This is a genomic window from Micromonospora sp. NPDC051925 (assembly GCF_044548625.1).
Classification (GTDB): Bacteria; Actinomycetota; Actinomycetes; order Mycobacteriales; family Micromonosporaceae; genus Micromonospora.
In genome coordinates this window covers 182,397-200,712 of the sequence record NZ_JBIUCH010000006.1, presented here as the reverse complement: position 1 = coordinate 200,712, position 18,316 = coordinate 182,397, and the positions used below count along the sequence as shown (strand labels likewise).

17 protein-coding genes and 1 pseudogene are annotated in these 18,316 nt (G+C 70.1%); 14 read left to right on the top strand and 4 right to left on the bottom strand.

Annotation, left to right across the window (positions count from 1 at the left end):
* Positions 1 to 366 precede the first annotated feature (366 nt).
* Positions 367 to 1,149, top strand: a complete 783-nt coding sequence (locus ACIG87_RS10405; protein ID WP_396849989.1) for a thioesterase II family protein — start codon at positions 367 to 369, stop codon at positions 1,147 to 1,149.
* Positions 1,150 to 1,196: 47 nt separating this feature from the next.
* Here ACIG87_RS10405 and ACIG87_RS10400 read toward each other — a convergent pair whose 3' ends face one another.
* Entirely contained in the window at positions 1,197 to 2,519 is a 1,323-nt protein-coding gene (locus ACIG87_RS10400) for an acetyl-CoA carboxylase biotin carboxylase subunit family protein (protein ID WP_396849987.1), read from the bottom strand.
* A gap of 461 nt (positions 2,520 to 2,980) precedes the next feature.
* On the opposite strand from ACIG87_RS10400, the gene ACIG87_RS10395 reads away from it, so the two are divergent.
* Positions 2,981 to 4,201 (top strand): aminotransferase class I/II-fold pyridoxal phosphate-dependent enzyme, encoded by a 1,221-nt coding sequence (locus ACIG87_RS10395; RefSeq protein ID WP_396849985.1) that lies wholly within the window; start codon positions 2,981 to 2,983, stop codon positions 4,199 to 4,201.
* Positions 4,202 to 4,274: 73 nt separating this feature from the next.
* Here ACIG87_RS10395 and queD read toward each other — a convergent pair whose 3' ends face one another.
* Genes queD through queC form a run of 3 tightly spaced genes read right to left on the bottom strand, consistent with a single transcriptional unit; the run spans position 4,275 to position 5,980 of the window.
* Positions 4,275 to 4,631 (bottom strand): 6-carboxytetrahydropterin synthase QueD, encoded by a 357-nt coding sequence (queD, locus tag ACIG87_RS10390; RefSeq protein WP_396849983.1) that lies wholly within the window; start codon positions 4,629 to 4,631, stop codon positions 4,275 to 4,277.
* Complete coding sequence (gene queE / locus ACIG87_RS10385; RefSeq protein WP_396849982.1) at positions 4,631 to 5,275, bottom strand: 7-carboxy-7-deazaguanine synthase; 645 nt, start codon at positions 5,273 to 5,275, stop codon at positions 4,631 to 4,633. The genes queD and queE overlap by 1 nt, the downstream gene beginning before the upstream one ends.
* Entirely contained in the window at positions 5,276 to 5,980 is a 705-nt protein-coding gene (gene queC, locus ACIG87_RS10380) for a 7-cyano-7-deazaguanine synthase QueC (protein ID WP_396849981.1), read from the bottom strand.
* Positions 5,981 to 6,135: 155 nt separating this feature from the next.
* On the opposite strand from queC, the pseudogene ACIG87_RS10375 reads away from it, so the two are divergent.
* The 12 genes and pseudogenes from ACIG87_RS10375 to ACIG87_RS10320 form a co-directional block, all read left to right on the top strand.
* Positions 6,136 to 6,666, top strand: a pseudogene (locus ACIG87_RS10375) (flavin reductase family protein); the annotation flags it as partial.
* Between the two features lie 285 nt (positions 6,667 to 6,951).
* Positions 6,952 to 7,323, top strand: a complete 372-nt coding sequence (locus ACIG87_RS10370; protein ID WP_396849979.1) for a DUF485 domain-containing protein — start codon at positions 6,952 to 6,954, stop codon at positions 7,321 to 7,323.
* The gene (locus tag ACIG87_RS10365; protein WP_396849977.1) at positions 7,301 to 8,974 is read left to right on the top strand and encodes a cation acetate symporter; all 1,674 of its coding nucleotides are present in this window, start codon (positions 7,301 to 7,303) and stop codon (positions 8,972 to 8,974) included. The genes ACIG87_RS10370 and ACIG87_RS10365 overlap by 23 nt, the downstream gene beginning before the upstream one ends.
* A 171-nt stretch (positions 8,975 to 9,145) precedes the next feature.
* The gene (locus ACIG87_RS10360; protein WP_396849976.1) at positions 9,146 to 10,123 is read left to right on the top strand and encodes an NAD-dependent epimerase/dehydratase family protein; all 978 of its coding nucleotides are present in this window, start codon (positions 9,146 to 9,148) and stop codon (positions 10,121 to 10,123) included.
* Positions 10,124 to 10,200: 77 nt separating this feature from the next.
* Positions 10,201 to 11,433 (top strand): LCP family protein, encoded by a 1,233-nt coding sequence (locus ACIG87_RS10355; protein ID WP_396849974.1) that lies wholly within the window; start codon positions 10,201 to 10,203, stop codon positions 11,431 to 11,433.
* A 240-nt stretch (positions 11,434 to 11,673) separates the two neighbouring features.
* Positions 11,674 to 12,882: an LCP family protein gene (locus ACIG87_RS10350; protein WP_396849973.1), complete on the top strand. Its 1,209-nt coding sequence runs from the start codon at positions 11,674 to 11,676 to the stop codon at positions 12,880 to 12,882.
* A 197-nt stretch (positions 12,883 to 13,079) separates the two neighbouring features.
* A complete protein-coding gene (locus tag ACIG87_RS10345) occupies positions 13,080 to 14,021 on the top strand; it encodes an LCP family protein (RefSeq protein WP_396849971.1) in 942 nt (313 codons plus the stop codon).
* Between the two features lie 58 nt (positions 14,022 to 14,079).
* Positions 14,080 to 14,415 carry a rhodanese-like domain-containing protein gene (locus tag ACIG87_RS10340; RefSeq protein ID WP_396850143.1) on the top strand — a complete coding sequence of 112 codons (336 nt, stop codon included), beginning with the start codon at positions 14,080 to 14,082 and terminating at the stop codon, positions 14,413 to 14,415.
* Between the two features lie 10 nt (positions 14,416 to 14,425).
* Positions 14,426 to 15,217: a glycerophosphodiester phosphodiesterase gene (locus ACIG87_RS10335; protein WP_396849969.1), complete on the top strand. Its 792-nt coding sequence runs from the start codon at positions 14,426 to 14,428 to the stop codon at positions 15,215 to 15,217.
* 113 nt (positions 15,218 to 15,330) lie between these two features.
* Complete coding sequence (locus ACIG87_RS10330; RefSeq protein ID WP_396849967.1) at positions 15,331 to 16,788, top strand: ATP-binding protein; 1,458 nt, start codon at positions 15,331 to 15,333, stop codon at positions 16,786 to 16,788.
* 98 nt (positions 16,789 to 16,886) lie between these two features.
* Positions 16,887 to 17,300 (top strand): ATP-binding protein, encoded by a 414-nt coding sequence (locus ACIG87_RS10325; protein ID WP_396850142.1) that lies wholly within the window; start codon positions 16,887 to 16,889, stop codon positions 17,298 to 17,300.
* 93 nt (positions 17,301 to 17,393) lie between these two features.
* The gene (locus ACIG87_RS10320; protein ID WP_396849965.1) at positions 17,394 to 18,275 is read left to right on the top strand and encodes a DUF5926 family protein; all 882 of its coding nucleotides are present in this window, start codon (positions 17,394 to 17,396) and stop codon (positions 18,273 to 18,275) included.
* Positions 18,276 to 18,316: the final 41 nt, after the last annotated feature.

The following is an 18,316-nucleotide window of genomic DNA, read 5'->3' as shown; positions in this document are numbered from 1 at the left end:
GATCATTCATCGACGAACGACTTGGACCATGCCACAGCCCACGGAGGAGTGTCAATCGGACCTGCGAAGGCGGGCCGGGCCGGTGTTCACGCTGGCGGCCCGTCCCTGACCTGGCCGCTGAGGGCTTCGCGCGTCGCGGTCACCGGATCGGGACCAGCACGCCGACGGGTCGTGCGGGGAAGGTTCGCACCGGTTGCAGCACCAGGCGTCGCGCTGTACGTTCGAGCGGCGTCAGCTGCGGCGACGGTGGAGCTGGACCGCCACCGTGGCATGTGACGACATCTATGTTGTCGGCAGACATCACATGGGGGAAGCGATGTTCTTGTCCATGCTGTCGTCCGGCCCTGGAAACGGCCTGGAATCGGCGTGACCGCTTTCGTCAAGACGCCCGCCGGCCGGTGGCTGCGGCGTTACCACGGTGGATCCGATCGTCCGACCTGCCGATTGCTGCTCCTGCCCCACGCGGGCGGCTCCGCCAGCTACTTCCACGGCTTCTCGCAGCTCCTCGCGGGCGACATCGACGTGCTCACCGTGCAGTACCCGGGCCGGATGGAACGGCACGCCGAGCCTCTCGTCGGTGACATCGAGGAGATGGCCAGGCAGCTGACCGCGGCACTGATCGAGCATGAGCTCACCGACCTGCCGCTCGCGTTCTTCGGCCACAGCATGGGATCCCTCGTCGGCTACGAGGCAGCGAGCATCCTGACCGGGAAGGGCCTACCGGCGCGGGAGCTCTTCGCCTCGTCCTGCCGCGCGCCCAGCACCCTGCACGGCACCGCCGCGGTACGGACGACCGACGACACCATCATCGCCGACCTAAAGATGCTGGGCGGCACCGACGCCTCCGTCCTCGACGACCCCGGGATGCGTGAACTCCTCCTGCCGATCCTCCGGTCGGACAGCCGGGCCGTGGAGCTCTACCGACAGCGCCCCCGGACGCCGCTGAGCATGCCGGTGACCGCCATCCGCGGAGTCGACGACCACTGGGTCGACCTGTCGGCCACCCAGGCGTGGTCGGCGGTGACCGCCGGCCCCTTCGAGTTGCGGGAGTTCCCGGGCGGGCACTTCTACTTCTCGGATCCGGGCCACCAGGCGACCGTCGCCGATCTCGTGCGGAACCGCCTGCTCGACGTGTCCTCGTCGACCTGACGGTCCCTGCCTGGTGCGCCCGGACCGAGCGTTTCCGACCCTTGCGGTCAGCCGGTCTCCCTGAACCGCAACTGCACCCGACGCAGCGTCTCCTCGTAGAGGTAGGGAATCTCGGCCTGGTCGCTGCACTGGTAGAAGACGTCGTAGCAGAACAGCCAGCGCTCACGACCGCTCTTGACGTCACGCGGCGGCACGATCGTCCCGGGCTGCAGGTACTGCAGGTCGAACGAGAACTCGGGCCGTTCGCGGCCCCAGTCGAGACCGTCGAAGCCGACGAACTCACCCGACTCGTGCGCGTTGACGAACACGCCGAGCAGGAAGCCGCCCTTTCGCGGGTACTCGGTCGGCAACGGCTCGCCCAACGCGAGCTTGAGCGTCATCTCGCGCGGGTCGATTCCGAGGAACATGTTGAGCATCTTCGGCACGCTGCCACCGCCGATGCGGGAGTTCACCTCGATGATCCGGACACGTTCACCGTCCCACTTGCACTCGACGTGGACGAAGGTGTCGTCCACCTCGAGCTTCGTCATCGCCTCCTGCATCTGGCGATGGATCAGCGCCTCCTCCTCCGCGCTCACGAACGGCGTGGGACACAGGTTCGCCGTCTCGAAGTGGAAGTTGCCCTCACGGTTGAACTTGTACTTCTCCTGGATCAGCAGGGGCACGAGCCGACCGTGCTGCACGAACGCCTCGTACGACAGCTCCCGCCCCTCGGTGATGAACTCCTCGATCAGGATCTGCCGCTTCGGGTCCCATACCTGGTCGCCGCCGTCGACCGGGCTGAGGTCCTGGTCTTCGGCGAGCGCCGTGAAGGTGTTGCCGATGACCTCGTGCGCGGCTTCCCGGTCGTGGACGAACTCGACGTAGCTGCTGGCCGCACCCCAGATCGGCTTCACCACGAAGGGGAGACCGATCTCCGTCACCAGCGCGTCGATCCGCTCCGGCGTGGCCTCGTCCGCGGCGAGGACCGTCGTCCGCAGCGGCATGGTGTCCGCCAGCACGCGGCGCAGCCGTGGCTTGATGCGGCAGTTCAACTGGCCCGCCATCCCGGGGAACGGCAGGCCCAGCCGCTTCGCGGCGCCGAACTGCGAGGCCCACGTCCGGTCCCCGATGATGGAGAAGCGCAGACCGTCCGCAGCGTACGGCGCGAGCGCCGCGGCGAGCGAGTCCGCAGAGAACACGTCGTCGCACACCACCACCTTGTCCGCCGCGTCCGCGAGCGTGGGCGCGGCCTCGGCGGTCGAGAGCACCAGAATGCGGTGCCCCAGCTTTCGCATCTGCTGCATGCGCAGGTGGAGCTCCGGCCACATCTCCAGACCGGGAAGAGTGAGTTCGACGTAGTAGCGCGGAGCGCTGTTGTCCGCAGGCATTCAGGTCACCTCTCAACGAGCAGTCACGAGCCCGCTCGCCCGGACACTGCGGCGAGGGACGGCGGCGTGGCGTGAACGAGTCGTCGGCAGTGCGCTGGGCACAGGCATGGGAGACAGGGCGAGAAGAAGTACGCGTGCCGGCACAGATGCGGCACCGCCGCCGTTCCCCGTTCGGCGACGAGCCTACTCCGCCGCCCCCACCTCGTCATCATCGATGCCTGGAGCGGGCTGGAGCAGGCTGGTGCGGGGGGCGGATCTACGGCCACTGTGCTAGAACGGTTCTGCGGAGACGGTCGGCGCGGGGGGCACGACGCGGGCCGAGCGCACCTGCCGAACGAGGTTCGGTGCCGAACGCCGACCGGACGCCCCGGCACACGAGGACCTGCCTGCCGGACGATCCGGCCGGCAGGCAGACGGGAGGACGCGTGCAGCTGTCGATTGCAGGCACCAGCATGTCGACGATGACCGGTATCCGCAACATCATGGGGGACATCGCCTCGGCCACCGCCGACGGTGGGCGGTGGCTCAACCTGAGCCCGGGAAATCCGGCCGCCATCCCGGAGGCGGTCAAGGTCTGGCGTCGTCTCGCCGAGCAGTCGCTCGCCGACACCTTCGAGGCGAGCACGCGGTACGGGCCCTCGCGGGGCACCACCGGCCTGGTCGACGCCATCGTCCGCCACTTCCGCGCGTGCTACGGCTGGGACCTCGGGCCGGACAACGTCGCCGTCGCGGCCGGGGCGCAACTCCTCGCCTTCATGACCACCACCATCTTCACCGGCACGACGTCATCCGGTCGACGGCCGCTGGTGCTGCCGTGCACGCCGGACTACACCGGCTACCACGGGTTGTCACTGGTGCCCGGCGGCATCGTCGGCATCGAGCCGTCCGTCGAGCTGCTGGACGACAGGTACTTCCGGTACCAGCTGAACCCGGAGGCCCTGCACCGGCAGCAGGAGATGGGCATGATGCTGGTGTCCAACCCGGCCAATCCCAGCGGACGCGGCCTCACCTCGGCGGAGCTGGATCTCCTGGTCGAGGTGGCGACCGAGCGCGACGTCCCGCTGGTGGTCGACAACGCCTACGGCGAACCGTTCCCGCGGGTCGCCGAGTCGCCCTCCGGGCTGCGCTTCCACCCCCACGTCCTGAACCTGTTCACCGCCTCCAAGGCGGGCATCCCCGGTGAGCGGATCGCCTTCGCGATCGGCCCGCCTGAGATCATCGACGCCGTCGTGGCCTTCACGGCCAACGTCTCACTGCATCCACCCCAGCTCGTCCAGTCGGTGCTCGAACGCTCGCTGGCCGACGGCGAGCTCGACACGCTGTCCCGGGAGGTGCTCCGCCCCTACTACCTGCGCAAGCGGAAGACCGCCGAAGCACTGCTCGCCCGGCACCTCCCGGCGGACGTGAACTGGCGTCTGCACGCCAGTGACGGCGGCATGTTCTGCTGGCTGTGGATCGACCATCCCGGCTTCGACGACCTCGCCTTCTACGAGACGATGAAGCGCAACAACGTCTTCATCGTGCCCGGCCGGCACTTCTTCGTGGCCCCGTTGACGTCACCGTTCCTGTCGACGCACGGCACCCGCTGCATACGCCTGAGTCTCAGCCCGGAGCTACCCGTGCTCGAGGAGGGAATCAGCCGGGTGGGGCGGCTGCTGGGCGAGTTCGGTAGTGAGCGCTGACACCGAGGGCAGCGTCATCCGACGCCCCAGCTGATCCTGAGGGAACCGGGCACTGCCTGCGCGCCGGGAAGCGTCAACGCTCTCCCCGGTAGACGCAGCCGGAGGTGCACGTCTCGCGGACCATGACCGCCGAGAGGGGAAGTTGGTCGATCAGCCGGTCCCAGATCCAGCGGGCCAGCACCTCACTGGTCGGGTTCTCCAGACCGGGCACCTCGTTGAGGTAGTAGTGGTCAAGTCGCTCACGCAGCGGTTCGAAGGCCTTCTTCAGATCACCGAAGTCCATCACCCAACCCGCCTCGGGATCGACGTCACCCTCGACGTGCACCTGCACCCGGTACGAGTGGCCGTGCAGGCGGGCGCACTTGTGCCCGGCCGGCACGTGGGGCAGCCGGTGCGCGGCCTCGAAGGTGAACTCCCGGAAGATTTCCATCAGGCGATTCCTAGATACTTGTGCGTCTGCAGACTCAACTGCCACTGCGGGTGATCGAGGCAGTACCGCACCGCGGCCTCGGTGTTGGCCACCCGGTCCGGACCGTCCATGGGCTGCAACAGAAAGTGCTCGAAGTCGAGCTCCTCGAACCGGGGCGGCTCGGCTCCGACCTGCGGATAGACCAACTTGAGGTCATGCCCCCGGGTGAGCACGAGGTCGGCGCCCGCCTTGGGGCTCACGCAGATCCAGTCGAGCCCGGCCGGTGCCGGCCTGGTGCCGTTGGTCTCCACCGCGACCTCGAAGCCCTCGCCGTGCAGCGCCCGGACAGCCGCCTCGTCCAGTTGCAACAGCGGCTCGCCGCCGGTGCACACCACGTACGGGCGGCTACGCGGATGCCGCTGCCCCTGCCACATCGCCGCCACCGCGCCGGCCAGCTCGGCCGCCGAACGGAAACGGCCCCCACCGGGGCCGTCCGTGCCGACGAAGTCCGTGTCGCAGAACTGGCAGACGGCACGATGCCGGTCCTGCTCCCGCCCCGTCCACAGGTTGCAACTGGTGAACCGACAGAACACGGCGGGCCGGCCGGCGTGGGTGCCCTCACCCTGCAGCGTGTAGAAGATCTCCTTGACCCGGTACACCGACACTCACCCGTCCGCCGAGGCCAGAGCCGGATCGACGAGTCCGAGCTCGGCGAACCCACGGGCCCGCAACAGGCAGGAGTCACAGGTCCCGCACGCACGACCCTCGACCGGGTCGTAGCAACTGTGCGTCCAGGCGTAGTCCACGCCCAGCTCCAAACCCCGACGGATCGTCTCGGCCTTGGTCAACTGGATCAACGGGGTGTGCACACGCAGCCGCTGGCGGCCCTCGACACCCGACTTCGTCGCCAGGTTGGCCATCTGCTCGTAGGCGGCGATGTACTCCGGTCGGCAGTCGGGATAGCCGCTGTAGTCGAGCGCACTCACCCCGATGAACACATCCGAGGCGTCCAGGGTCTCCGCCCATGCCAACGCGAAGGACAGGAAGATGGTGTTCCGGGCAGGCACATAGGTGATCGGAATGCCCTCACCGAGATCGTCCGCACTGTCGTGGTGCGGCACCGCGAGGGCGTCGTCGGTCAACGCCGAACCACCGAACACGCGAAGATCGATATCAGCGATCACATGCCTGACCGCTCCGAGCCGCTCCGCCACCCGACCCGCGGCGTCGAGCTCCACCGTGTGCCGCTGACCGTAGCGGAAACTCAGCGCGTAGGCCTCGTAGCCCTCGTGCACCACCATCGCGAGCACCGTGGCCGAGTCGAGCCCCCCACTGAGCAGCACCACAGCCCTGCGCTTCGCCGCAGACATATGCCGACCTCCGCCTTCCCGCTCGCGTCGGCGAAACCACGCCGTCCCACTCCGAAGCCCAGTCGCAGTTCAGCGCCCCTGAACTCGGCTACTCTACGCAACTGTCGACGGAACAGGCCACTGGGCTCGGGTCCGTCGGGCCGCACGGGGCCACAATGTTTCACGTGAATCCAGAACCCGGTGCCGAGATCCACCACACCGACCCGTTCGCGGTGCCGACCGGCCAGCGCTCGCCGGCACGCCGGCTGCGGGGCAGACTGCCCGCACCGGTGACGCTCTGGACGGCTCCCGGCCCGGCCGGGCTGACCGTGTCGTCCACCCTGATCGTCGAGGGGGAGCCGGACCGACTGCTCGGGCTGGTCGACCCGGAGTCGGACCTGTGGGCGGCGATCGAGGAGGCCGGCCGGTTCGCGGTCGCCCCGCTCGCCGCGGCACACCGGCAGCTCGCCGACCGGTTCGCCGGCCTCTTCCCCTCACCGGGCGGACTCTTCGCCACGGACTCGTGGGCCGACACCCGCTACGGACCGGTGCCCGCCGACGCCGGCAGCTGGGCCGGCTGCCGGCTGGACACCTCCCGGGAGTACGGCTGGGCCCTCCTCGTCGAGGCCACCATCGAGACGGTCGAGATCATCACCGACACCCCGCCGCTCCTCCACTACCGGGGCCGCTACCACCAGCTCCCCTGAACCACCCGGCCCGGCAGGATCTCCGGGTGGCGGTCGACCTCGGTGCTGTCGTCCCGCCCGACCGGGATCACGGCACGGGCCGATTGGGACACCCCCGTGGAAGCCGACGGAGGGGCTCGCGAGCAGACGCGGGGCCGGTGAACGGGGTGACGTGGGTCACTCGGCGCAGATGGGGGACCGTTCGGCGCAGGTGGCTGCCGGGATCGATCCCGGCCTTTCCCCGCAGGCAACGCGCTCCTTACGGTGCGCGAAACTCCCCATGCCTGTGAAGGTGGTGATCCACAGATGTCCACGGACACACCCGCGCCCGCCCCCGCCGAGTCGGCGGCGGAGCGTTACCTGGCCGTACAACGGTCGGACGAGTTCGTCGGGTTACGTCGCGCGCTGCGCGGCTTCGTCTTCCCGATGACCGTCGCGTTCTTCCTGTGGTACGCGCTCTACGTGATCCTCTCCGCCTACGCGCGGGACTTCATGGGCACGAAGCTCTTCGGCAGCAACATCAACGTCGCGCTGGTCTTCGGCCTGCTCCAGTTCGTCTCGACGTTCCTCATCGCCTGGCTCTACTCGCGGTACGCCGACCGGAAGCTCGACCCGGTCGCCGACCGCATCCGCGCCGAGATCGGGGAGGTGACCCATGAACACGGTCCTCGCGGCTGAGGCGGGTGGCGGCACCGCCCGCAACCTCACCATCACCCTGTTCCTGGTCTTCGTGGCGGTGACCCTGGCGATCACCATCTGGGCCAGCCGGCAGACCAAGACGGCCACCGACTTCTATGCCGGCGGCCGGTCCTTCTCCGGCTTCCAGAACGGCATGGCGATCGGCGGCGACTACATGTCGGCCGCGTCGTTCCTCGGCATCGCCGGCATCATCGCGTTGTACGGCTACGACGGCTTCCTCTACTCGATCGGCTTCCTGGTCGCCTGGCTGGTGGCGTTGCTGCTGGTCGCGGAGCTGCTGCGCAACTCGGGCCGGTACACGATGGCGGACGTGCTGGCCTTCCGGATGCGCCAGCGTCCGGTACGGACCGCCGCTGCGGTCTCCACCATCACCGTGTCGATCTTCTACCTGTTGGCCCAGATGGTCGGCGCGGGTGCCCTGGTCGCACTGCTGCTGGGGATCAAGCCCGGCACGACCTTCCTGGGCATGGACGCCGACACCGCCAAGGTGGCCACCATCATCATGGTCGGCGCCCTGATGATCATCTACGTCACCGTGGGTGGCATGAAGGGCACCACCTACGTCCAGATCGTCAAGGCGTTCCTGCTGATGACCGGCGCGCTGGTGATGACCCTGCTGGTGCTGGCGAAGTACAACTTCAACCTGTCGGCGCTGCTCGGTGACGCCGCCGCCACGTCGGGCAAGGGCAACGCGTTCCTCGAACCCGGGCTCCGGTACGGCGTCGAGGTGGCCGGCAACGCCACCCAGACCTTCTACAACAAGGTGGACCTGCTGTCGCTGGGCATCGCCCTGGTGCTCGGCACCGCCGGCCTGCCGCACATCCTGATCCGCTTCTACACCGTGCCGACGGCCAAGGCGGCCCGCAAGAGCGTGCTCTGGGCGATCGGCATCATCGGCACCTTCTATCTGTTGACCCTGGCCCTGGGGTTCGGTGCGGCGGCGCTGGTGGGTGGCAAGGCGATCACCGCGCAGGACAAGGCCGGCAACACCGCCGCACCACAGCTCGCCGAGGCGCTGGGCAAGGACTTCTTCGGTGGCGACCTGGGCGGGGCGACCCTGCTGGCGATCATCGCGGCGGTGGCGTTCGCGACCATCCTGGCGGTGGTCGCCGGCCTGACCCTGGCGTCGTCGTCCAGCCTGGCGCACGACTTCTACGCCAACGTGGTCAAGCGCGGGCAGACCTCGGAGCGCCAGGAGGTACGGGTGGCCCGGATCTCGGCCCTGGTCATCGGCGCGGTCTCGATCGCCCTGTCGATCTACGCACAGAGCCTGAACGTGGCCTTCCTGGTGGCGCTGGCGTTCGCGGTGGCCGCCTCGGGCAACCTGCCGGCGATCCTCTACAGCCTGTTCTGGAAGCGGTTCAACACCTCGGGCGCGGTCTGGGCCATCTACGGCGGCCTGCTCTCCGCCGTGTTCCTGGTGTTCTTCTCGCCGGTCGTCTCCGGTGCGCCGACCTCGATGTTCCCGGACCACGACTGGCAGTGGTTCCCGCTGTCGAACCCGGGCATCCTCTCCATCCCGTTCGGTTTCCTCTGCGGATGGATCGGCACGATCCTTTCCAAGGAGCACGACGAGGACAAGTACGCCGAGCTGGAGGTGCGTGCCCTGACCGGCGCGGGAGCGCACTGAGCGACCCGTCGCACGGAACCCCCGACGCGATCACGCGTCGGGGGTTCCGTCGTACCGCGGGGTGCCGGCCACCGACCGGCACGGAGCCGGGACGGGCAGGGTACGTACGGGGCACCCGGATGTTCCAGGTCGAAAGCGCGCACGGATGCCACGCTGAGTAGGCTGACCGCCATGAAGGTTGCCCAGCGTTTCGGAAGCGGTCACCGGATCCTCGTCACCGGCGGCGCCGGGTTCGTGCCGTCGCACCTGGTGGACGCCCTGATCGAGCGCGGATGCACGGTGGTCGCGCTGGACAACTTCGTCACCGGTTCCAAGGACAACGTCGCGCACCTCGCGGAGCACCCCCGCTTCACCCTGGTCGAGGCGGACATCTCCGAGGGCCTGCCCACCCATCAGCCGGCCCTGGCGCAGCGCTTCGACGCGATTCTGCACATGGCGTCCCCGGCCAGCCCGACCGACTTCGAGAAGTTGCCGGTGGAGATCCTCCGGGTCGGTTCGGTGGGCACCCTGCACCTGCTCGACCGCGCGGTCGCCGACGGCGCCCGGTTCCTGATGGCCTCCACCTCGGAGGCGTACGGCGACCCGAAGGAGCACCCGCAGCGGGAGACGTACTGGGGCAACGTCAATCCGATCGGGGTACGCAGCGTCTACGACGAGGCGAAGCGCTTCTCCGAGGCGGCCACCATGGCGTACCACCGCAGCCGGGGGCTGGACGCGGCGATCGTCCGGATCTTCAACACGTACGGCCCGCGGATGCGCCCGGACGACGGCCGGGCCATCCCGACCTTCATCTCCCAGGCGTTGCGCGGCGCGCCGATCACGGTGCACGGCACGGGCGAGCAGACCCGGTCCATCTGCTACGTCGACGATCTGGTGCGCGGAATCCTGCTGCTGCTCGACTCGACGGAGACCGGTCCGATCAACTGCGGCACCGAACACGAACTGACCATGCGGCAACTCGCCGAGACGATCGTGTCACTCTCCGGGAGCGCATCAGAGGTGACCTACGTCACCCGCAGCTCGGACGACCCGGAGATGCGCCGCCCCGACCTCACTCTCGCCCGGGACCTGCTGGGATACCAACCGACGGTCTCGCCCGATGAGGGCCTGCGACGCACCATCGACCATTTCCGCGACCGGCTAGGGTAGCGCTCCCGCGCCACGCGGGCCGGCCGGTGGTCCTCACGTTCAGCCAACGCTCGACGGGCCTACGTACGCTGAAACGCATGTCAGCGACCTCGTCTGCCGGCGCCTCGCTCCCGTTCCTGCACCGCGGCGCGGGCCGTGCCTCGGTGCCCGGTTCCGACCGGGGCACCACCGGGCGCTCCCGCCAGTCCGACGCGCAGTGGTACCCGTCGTACCGGGAAGACCAGCCCCGTCCGGGCGGGCCGGGCGGCCCCGGCACACCCTCGGGGCCCGGCGGGCCGGGGAACTACGGCCGGCGCGGGCCGCGCCCGCGCTGGGGCCGGATCGCCCTGGTGGGCGGCGTGGCCGTGCTGGTGCTGGCGCTGCTCGGCGGGGTCGGGGCCTGGCTCTACACCAGCAACCTCAACGACGACCTGGCCCGCACCGACCCGTTCTCCGAGATCACCGGGGGGCGGCCGGCGAAGGCGGTCGACGGCGCGCTCAACATCCTGCTGGTCGGCTCGGACTCGCGGGATCCGGACGCGCCGGTCGACAAGCAGGGCGAGTGGCGGGCGGACACGCTGATCGTCATGCACATCCCGGCCGACCACAAGTCGGCCTACCTGGTCTCCGTCCCGCGTGACCTGTACGTGCCGATCCCGGAGAGCGCGGGCGCGGACTGCGACTCCGGTCAGCGTGCGAAGATCAACGCGGCGTTCGCCTTCGGTGGCCTGCCGCTGGCGGTACGCACCGTGGAGTGCTTCACCGACGTCCGGATCGACCACGTGATGGCGATCGACTTCGGTGGCTTCAAGGAGGTCACCGACGCGGTCGGCGGCGTCGACCTGAAGGTGGACCAGACCATCACCTCGATCCACAAGCCGTACCGCAAGTTCACCAAGGGCACCATGCACATGGACGGCGCCACGGCGCTGGACTGGATTCGCCAGCGCAAGCAGTTCCCGCAGGGTGACTTCGCCCGGATGCGCCACCAGCAGGAGTTCCTGCGGGCGCTGATGGACAAGGCGGCGAGCACGGGCACGCTGACCAGTCCGAAGAAGCTGAACGCGTTCCTCCAGTCGGTGACCGCCGCGGTGACCGTGGACAACGGTTTCTCCCTGAGCGACATGGCCCTTCAGTTCCGCAATCTACGTGGCGAGAACCTGACCTTCCTGACCAGCCCGAACACCGGCAGCGACACCATCAACGGGGAGTCGGTGGTGGTCTCCGACCGGGAGAAGGCGTTGGCGATGTACAAGGCGATGTCCAGCGACACCATGGCGGGCTGGGTGGCGGCCAACCAGAAAGCGGACACGGCGGGCAACGGGAACTGAACCTCCCGACGGGGGTGCCGATGTGTCGGGCAGATTTCGACGAGCGTCATCAGAGGTCGTTTCCGGACGACTTGATCATCGAACGCCAACGGCTGTCCGGTCTCATCATCTCGCCCGAACGGATGAAAAACGGGGGGTAAAGGTCAGGTTGTCTGGGATTTGTGCGTGTCACGTCCTCGCCTCGACGGGAAGCGGTACGTAAAGTGGTCCCGCCCCCCGACAACGCGAGCTGGAGCACGCATGCCGGTTCAGACCAGCCCCCGCCCCTCGTCGCTGAACGCCGACCCCTACCGCGCGTCGGCCGCCGTCCCGTCACAGGGCGGTCGCGGCGGTCGGCCCACCGGAAAGACCCGGAAGCGCACCAGGCGCAAGGACCCGCTCTGGGCGCGGCTGACCGTGGTCTTCGGTGCGGTGCTGATGCTGACCAGCGGCGTCGCGATCGTCGGCAGCAAGGCGTTGATCAGCCAGGCCACCGGCAACATCGCCCAGCGCAACCTGCTCGGCGGGGCGGGCAAGTCCGAGGCCGAGGGCGGCGCCAACCTGGACGGCCCGATCGACATGCTGCTGCTCGGCGTGGACGCCCGGGAGCGCTGGGCCGCCGACGACGTCCGGTCGGACAGCATCATCGTGCTGCACATCCCGGCCAGCCACGACCAGGCGTACCTGATCTCGATCCCCCGGGACACCGAGGCACAGATCCCCGCGTTCAAGAAGAGCGGGTTCAAGGGCGGCACCGACAAGATCAATGCGGCGTTCCAGGCCGGTGCACGCAACGGCGGCGGCTGGGAGGGCGGCGCGCAGCTGATGGCCCAGACCATCAAGAACATGACCGGGGTCAGCTTCGACGGTGCCGCGATCATCAACTTCGGTGGTTTCAAGAACGTCATCGACGCCCTCGGCACGGTGCGCATCTGCGTCAGCCACGAGGTGAAGTCGCACCACATGATGATGGTCGACGGCAAGCAGATGTGGAACGCGGACGCCAAGAAGACCAACCGGCCGATGACGCCGGTGGTCTACAAGAAGGGCTGCCGGGAGATGACCGGCCTCCAGGCGCTCGACTACTCGCGGCAGCGGTACGGCCTGCCGAACAGCGACTACGACCGGCAGCAGAACCAGCAGCAGCTGATCAAGGCGATGGCCCGGAAGGCCACCGACAAGGGCATGCTGACCAACCCGGTGAAGATCAACCAGCTGATCAAGGCGGCCGGCAAGGCGTTCATCCTGGACACCGGCGGTGTGGCGGTCGCGGACCTGGTCTTCACCATGCGCGGGGTCACCGCCAACGAGTTGACCATGCTGCGCACCAACGGCGGCACGTTCAACGGAAACGCCAACAACCGTGAGGCGCTCAGCCAGCAGACGCTGGACATGTTCCAGGCGATCAAGGAAGACAAGCTGGGCGAGTTCGTCTACGCCAACCCGGACGTCCTCTCCACCCGCAAGTGACCCGCCGGTAGTCACGGCGAACCGGCCCGGCGGCCGGTCGACCCGTCGTAGCGTGACGTGAAGAGCTTTCACGTCACGGCCACGGGGAGGGCGTCACGGCCAGGTCAACGCGATCCGACCGGGGGCGGGGTACACCGTCTCCCGGCCGGCGCGGGGCACGCTGGCCGCGGATCCTGCTCGGCGTCGGCCTGGCCCTGGTGCTGCTCGCCGGGCTCGCCGTGGTCGGGGTACGGATGCTCACCCACCGCTACGACCGGACGGTCAGCAAGGAACAACTGCTCTCCCCGGACGCCCGGCAGGCCCGCACCGAACTGGACACCGGCCTGAACTACCTGATCGTCGGCTCCGACCGACGAGCCGACGCGCAGCAGTCGGACCAGCGCTCGGACACCATCCTGATCGTGCACGTCCCGCCCGGCCTGCGGCAGGCGTACCTGATTTCCGTTCCCCGCGACCTGCTGGTCGCGATCCCACCCGACGGCGCCGGCTACGGCGGGGGGCAAGACAAGATCAACTCGGCGTACGAGCACGGTGGCGGCGGAGAAGCCGGCACCCGGCTGCTCTCGGCCACCCTGACCCGGCTCACCGGCATCCGCTTCGACGGTGCGGCACTTGTCGACTTCGCCGGCTTCCGGCAGGTCATCGACCTGCTGGGGGGTGTCCGGATGTGCGTCGACACCGAGGTCCGGTCGATCCACACCGGGGCCGTCTTCCCGGTCGGCTGCCAGCAGATGGACGGCGCACAGGCGCTGGACTACGCCCGGCAACGCTACGGCCTCCCGGGCGGCGACTACGACCGGCAACGCCACCAGCAACAGATGCTGCGGGCGATGATGGACCGGGCCGCCCAGGCCCACCTGCGCAGTGACCCGGTGCAGCTGGACCGGGTGCTGCGGGCGGTCGGCGGCTCACTCACCGTCGACACCAACGGCGTACCCCTGGACGAACTGGTCTTCGCCCTGCGCTCGCTGCCCGCCGACGCGCTGCACGGGGTGCAGTTGCCGTCGTACCCGCAGACCATCGACGGCATCTCGTACGTGGTGCTGGACCACGGTGGCAGTGGGCTCTTCGACGCCGTCCGCGCCGACCGGCTGCCCGACTGGTCGCAGGCCAACCCCCGCTGGGTCAACCGGTTGTGACCGCCACGCCGACCGCCGCAGTGCCATTGTCGGCACCGAGGATCTAGGCTTGGTGACCGTGTTCGGTTCCCAGGTTCCCAGCGTCCCCGTGACCGCGATCGACGACGACACCTACCTGCTCGACGTCCGTGAGGACGACGAGTGGGCGGCGGGCCACGCGCCCGACGCCCACCACGTACCGATGATGGAACTGCCGGCCCGGCTCGCCGAGGTGCCCACCGACCGCGACGTCGCGGTGATCTGCCGTTCCGGCGGGCGCTCCGCGCAGGTGGTCGGATACCTGCTCGGCAACGGCTGGGAGCAGGTGCGCAACGCCGACGGCGGGATGCGGCAGTGGGTGGCCGTCGGCAGACCGGTGGTCACCGGGGACGGGCAGCCCGGCCAGGTCATCTGAGCGCCGGAGGATGGGTGACCCACTGGTCTTCGCGCATCGTGGCGCGTCGGCCGACCTCCCCGAACACACCCTGGCCGCCTACCTGCGGGCCCTCGACGAGGGTGCCGACGGGTTGGAGTGCGACGTCCGGCTGACCCGCGACGGGCACCTGGTCTGCGTACACGACCGCCGGCTCAACCGGACCAGCAACGGTCACGGTCTGGTCAGCGCCCGCACCCTGGCCGAGTTGGAGACGTTGGACTTCGGCTCCTGGCATCCCGGGTGCGCACCGGCCGACGGGGACGAGGTGCTGGACGACGCACACACCCGGCTGCTCACCCTGGACCGGCTGCTGACCGCCGTCCAGGCCGCCGGCCGCCCGGTACGGCTGCTGGTGGAGACCAAACACCCGTCCCGCTACCGGGGCGACGTCGAGCGCCGGTTGGTCGCCCTGCTGCGTCGGCACGGGCTGGCCGAGCCGGGCCCCGACGACCCGATCCAGGTCACCGTGATGTCCTTCTCCCCGCTGGCGGTGCGCCGGGTCCGTGAGTTGGCCCCGGCGCTGCCGACGGTGCTGCTGCTGGAGGTGCTGCCCCGCTGGCTGCGGCTCGGCCGGCTGCCGTTCGGGGCCCGGATCGCCGGGCCGGGCATCGGCCTGGTCCGGGCCCGCCCGGAACTGGTGCCCGCGTTGCAGGCCGCCGGCCACCAGGTGTACGTCTGGACGGTCAACGAGCCGACCGACCTGGAACTGGTCCTCGGTGCCGGGGTGGACGGGGTGATCACCGACCGACCGGCACGCACCCTGGCCCGGCTCGGCCGATGACACCCGCCCACCCGCCCCGGGTCGAGACCGACCGGGTGGGCCGGCACCGGGTCCCGGGCCGGGCCGACTCCCGGGGGGTGTCCGAAGGGAAGCACACCGGGCACACTCGGGACATGCCGGAGCGCACCGATCTCGCCGCCCTCATCTCCGACCACGACGCGGTGATCGAGATGATCAATTCGGGTGAGGCCGGGCTGCCGGTGCTCACCGCGCTGCTCCAAGCGGCCCGGCGCACGCTCGGCGCGGCCTGCGTGGCCTTCGTCGAGTTCGCCCCGACCGGCGGACGGGTGATCGCCGCCAGCGGCTGCGCAGAGTGGACCATCGGCCGCCCGCTGCCCGCCTCCGACCCGGCCACCGTCTGTCTGCTCACCGGCCCCCGGGTCCGGCAGACCCGGGTGGACCACCTCGGCGGTGCGCTCGCCGGGGAACTGGCCGAGCGGGGCCTGCGCCGCATGATCGTCGCCCGCGCCGAGCTCAACGGGCTCACCGTCGGCAGCCTGCACGCCCTGTACCCCGACGGTGAGGAGTCCGAGGACCGGGTCCAGCACGCCACCCTCGGCTACCTCGCCTCCTGCATCGCCCACATGTACGGCGACCAGAGCGGCCTGCCGGTGCACGGCGACGGCCCGGTCGTCGCGGCGCTCGCCGACGGCCTGGCCGTGGTCGACCGGGACGGCCGGGTCCGGCTCTGGAACCCGGCCGCCACCGAGGTCACCGGCCGCAGCGCCGGTCAGGCGATGAACCGGCCACTACCGTTCCCGCTCCCCCCGGCCGGTCAGGTGCTCGACCACCAACTGCCGGACGGGCGGTGGCTGCGGATCACCTCCGGCGAGCTGGTCGGGCCGGGCACGCTCCGGGTGGTCACCTTCCGCGACATCACCGACCAGCAGCGCCGGGACTCCGACCGGGATCTCTTCGTCGCGGTCACCAGCCACGAGCTGCGGACCCCGGTCACCGTCATCAAGGGGTACGCGGACACCCTCACCGACCACTGGGAGTCGCTGACCGACCACGACCGGCGGCAGGCGGCCCGGGTGATCGGTCAACGGGCCAACGAACTGGCCCGACTGGTCGACCGACTGCTCACCTCGGCCACCGACGTACGCCCCAGCGGTGAGCCGGCCGTCCCGTTCGACCTCGGGGAGGCGCTGCGCGCGGCGGTGCAGGACCTCACCGGTGACCTGCGCCGTCGACTGCGCCTGCAGGTCCCGGCCGACCTGCCCAAGGCCCTCGGGGACCGGCACAGCCTGACCACCGTGCTGACCGAGCTGTGCACCAACGCGGGGAAGTGGTCGCCGGCGGATTCCCCGATCGAGGTCCTCGCGGCGGCCGACGGACAGACCGTGTCGTTCCGGGTGGCCGATCGGGGGGTGGGCATCCGGCCGGAGCACGTGGAACGTGCCTTCGACCGGTTCTGGCAGGGCGAGTCCGGGGACCGCCGGGGCTATCCGGGCGCCGGACTCGGCCTCTATCTCGTCCGCCGGATCGTTGAACAACAGAACGGATGGGTATCCCTACGTCCACGAGACGGTGGCGGTACGGTCGCAGAGGTACGGCTGCCGCGCGGGTGATCAGTCATCCGGCGGGCCCGGGGTGATCCGCGGCACCGACGGGCACGGGCCAAGAAGGAGCCAGGGTGTCGACGGGACGAGTCGAGCGTTCGTGGTGTGTGGTGGTTCCCCACCACGCCACGGGGGCGCGGCTGGCCCGGCACCGGCTCGCCGACGAACTGGCCGACCTGGTCCCCCCGGCGCTCCTCGCCGACCTGGTGGCCGTCCTGGCCGAGTTGGTCGGCAACGCGGTCCGGCACGCCGACCCGCTGCCCGGTGGGGTGGTCCGGGTCGCCTGGCGACTGCGGTCGACCCGGATCGGTCCGGTCCTGTCGGTCCGGGTGACCGACGGCGGCGCCGGGGCCGGCCCCCGGATGCGGGACGCCGGGACGGACGCGGTCGACGGCCGGGGCCTGCACATCGTCGCCGGGCTGGCCAGTCGCTGGGGGGTCGAGCGGGACGGCCTGGGGCAGAGCGTCTGGGCCGAGTTCGACCCCGCCGACTGCCGGCCGGACCTGGTCACCGCCGGCTGACCGGGGGTCGATCCCGGTCACCGCCGGCTGACCGGGCTGTCCCGGGGCGGGTCCTGCCCCACCGCCGCCGGTCGGCCTCTAGGCTGTCTCGCCGTGAGCAAGCGTCGAAAGAACCAGCGCGCCGAGGCCGCTCCCCGTCGGGAGAAGATCCGGGACGTCTTCGTCCCCCGTCCGTTCGAAGGGTTGGCGGACGAACCGGAGTGGATCGCCCTGCGCGAACTCGTACCGGCCGCCTCCGCGCCGCTGCGGCTCACGCCTGAACTGGTCGAGGAGCACGGCGACCGTCCGGTCACCCTGGCCACCGTGCTGCCGATGGCCGCCCCGGCGATGACCAAGCCGGACGGACGGGTGTTCATCGGTCTCCAGCGGCACCAGCAGTCCGGCGACGTCTCCCGGGACCTGGCCGAGGCGCTGCTCTGCGCGTTGCGTACCGAGCCGGGCGGGCAGGTGTCGGTGCCGCCGCTGCCGGGCCCCGGCCCCCGTCTCCAGGACATCCTGGTGGACGGCCCGCTGGACATCACGATGCACGACGGTTTCGAGTTCTGGCTCGATCCCGGCGCGGCCGACGACCCGACCGTGCAGGCGTCCCTGGAACGGGCGAACTCGGCGATCTACCCGACCGTGAAGCTGGCCGCCGCGCGGGCCGCCTACTGGTGCCAGGTGCCGGAGAAGGCACACGTGCGCTGGGTGCTCGGCGACGACGAGGACGCCGCGCTGGACGCGCTCTCCCGGCTCTCCGCCACCGCCACCCTCACCCTGGGCGAGGGCACGAAGTTCGCCGGCATGTTCCGGGCGCACGGCCGGCTGGCACCGGTCTGGGACCTGCCGGAGGACGTCCCGGCCGCCGAGTGGGAGGAGCCGGTCGCCGCGTTCGCCAAGCGGTACGCCGACGCGCTGGCGGAGAAGGAGCCGCTGGACGCCACCGGCCGCCGGGCCCGGCAGGGCTTGCTCGGCCGCCAGCTCACCCTCCGCTGAGCCGCCCCGCCTGCCGTCGGCTCAGGCGGCAGGCGCGGTCA

Coding starts and splice junctions, on each gene's coding strand:
- ACIG87_RS10400 (WP_396849987.1), bottom strand. CDS start 2,519: ATGCCTGCGGACAACAGCGCTCCGCGCTACTACGTCGAACTCACTCTT.
- ACIG87_RS10335 (WP_396849969.1), top strand. CDS start 14,426: ATGGGTGACCCACTGGTCTTCGCGCATCGTGGCGCGTCGGCCGACCTC.
- ACIG87_RS10365 (WP_396849977.1), top strand. CDS start 7,301: ATGAACACGGTCCTCGCGGCTGAGGCGGGTGGCGGCACCGCCCGCAAC.
- ACIG87_RS10355 (WP_396849974.1), top strand. CDS start 10,201: ATGTCAGCGACCTCGTCTGCCGGCGCCTCGCTCCCGTTCCTGCACCGC.
- queC (WP_396849981.1), bottom strand. CDS start 5,980: ATGTCTGCGGCGAAGCGCAGGGCTGTGGTGCTGCTCAGTGGGGGGCTC.
- queD (WP_396849983.1), bottom strand. CDS start 4,631: ATGGAAATCTTCCGGGAGTTCACCTTCGAGGCCGCGCACCGGCTGCCC.
- ACIG87_RS10360 (WP_396849976.1), top strand. CDS start 9,146: ATGAAGGTTGCCCAGCGTTTCGGAAGCGGTCACCGGATCCTCGTCACC.
- ACIG87_RS10330 (WP_396849967.1), top strand. CDS start 15,331: ATGCCGGAGCGCACCGATCTCGCCGCCCTCATCTCCGACCACGACGCG.
- ACIG87_RS10370 (WP_396849979.1), top strand. CDS start 6,952: ATGTCCACGGACACACCCGCGCCCGCCCCCGCCGAGTCGGCGGCGGAG.
- ACIG87_RS10395 (WP_396849985.1), top strand. CDS start 2,981: ATGACCGGTATCCGCAACATCATGGGGGACATCGCCTCGGCCACCGCC.
- ACIG87_RS10350 (WP_396849973.1), top strand. CDS start 11,674: ATGCCGGTTCAGACCAGCCCCCGCCCCTCGTCGCTGAACGCCGACCCC.